Origin of the sequence: Terrabacter sp. Ter38 (genome assembly GCF_024519435.1) — a bacterium.
Lineage (GTDB): Bacteria > Actinomycetota > Actinomycetes > Actinomycetales > Dermatophilaceae > Terrabacter.
The window spans coordinates 1-1359 of sequence record NZ_JALJRZ010000026.1; the positions used below are offsets into that span (position 1 = coordinate 1).

Below are 1359 nucleotides of genomic sequence, written 5' to 3' on the forward strand. Positions count from 1 at the left end.
TGTGATGTCTCAGGACATCGGAATGAGCTGGACCTACGGAATGTAGGTCCAGCTCATTCGTTTTTGGGGTCGCGGGCAGAGCGTCCGGTGCGCCCGGTGGGTTGGTAGTCGCGGGTCGGGTCGAGGGTGAGCTCGCGCAGGACCTCGCCGGTGGCGGCGTCGATGATGGTGATCTCGAGGTCGTGGACCAGGAGCCGGACGTGGGTTCCGGCGTGGGTTCGGCCGATGCCGATGTGGTGCAGGCGCCCGTTGTGGCGCAGGGTCAGGTTCCCGGTCTTGGAGACCTTGTCGGTGCGGACGCGGTCGTGGGTGTCGCTGCTGCGGTCGGTGCCGGGGCTGGCTTTCGGTCGCGCGGCGTAGGCGGTCGCCGGGGTGGCGCGGTGGGGCAGGGAGCGGTGTGGGCGGTGCTGGTTGTACTGCTCGCGGAAGATGTCGAGCAGCGTTTGGAGCTCGGCGATGGTGGTGGGCTGGTTCGGTTGCGCGCGGAGCCACTTCTTCAGGGTCTGCTGGAACCGTTCGACTTTCCCGCACGTGGTGGGGTGGTTCGGGCGGGAGTTCTTCTGGGTGATCCCGCGCTGGCGCAGCTCGACCTCGAGCCGGGTGCGGCCGCCGCGGCCGCCGGCGAACCGGACGGTGTAGACCATCCCGTTGTCGGTCAGCGTGGAGGCCGGGTCCCCGTAGGTGGCAGCGGTGCTGGTGAAGGTGGCGTGCACGATCGAGGCGGTGATCCGGGGGTGGGCGCTGAGGTGCAGGACGTACCGGGAGTGGTCATCGAGCCAGGTGAGGACCTCGACATCAGCTCCTGGGCTGCCGTCGAGGCGGGTGAGCCGGTAGTGGGTGAAGTCGGACTGCCAGGTCTCGTTGGGCTGCTCGGCCTCGAAACGGATGTAGGAGGACCTCGGGCGCTTGGCTGGCTCCCGGGTCACGGCCCCGGCCCGGACCAGGGTCCGGTGGATCGTCGCGCGTGACACCGTCACGTGGTGGCGCTGTTTGAGGTGCCAGCGGATCGTGTCCGCGCCGGCGTCGTGGCCCTGGCTGGTCAGCTCGGTCCGAAGCTGCAGGATCAGCTCGACCGTCTGAGGGCTGATCGCACCGGGCGAGGTCAACGGGGCCCGGGAGCCCGGTTCGAACACGGCTTCGCCCCTGAGTCGGTACCGAGCCATGAGCCGGCTGACCCACCCCTGGGACACCCCGTACTTGCGGGCGACCTCGGACTGTGAGGAACCACCCAGGACAGCAGTGATGACAAGACGACGTTTCGACACCGCCGAGCCTGCCCGCGACGGCTATGCCGAAGTCGCGATACACGCCATTCCGATGACCTGAGACACCCCATTCCGATGTCCTGAGACCAGACAC

1 protein-coding gene is annotated in these 1359 nt (G+C 68.2%); it reads right to left on the reverse strand.

Features of this window, described 5'->3' with window-relative positions:
• Positions 1 to 53 precede the first annotated feature (53 nt).
• Positions 54 to 1265: an integrase core domain-containing protein gene (locus tag NR112_RS22220; protein WP_256796464.1), complete on the reverse strand. Its 1212-nt coding sequence runs from the start codon at positions 1263 to 1265 to the stop codon at positions 54 to 56.
• Between the last annotated feature and the right edge of the window lie 94 nt (positions 1266 to 1359).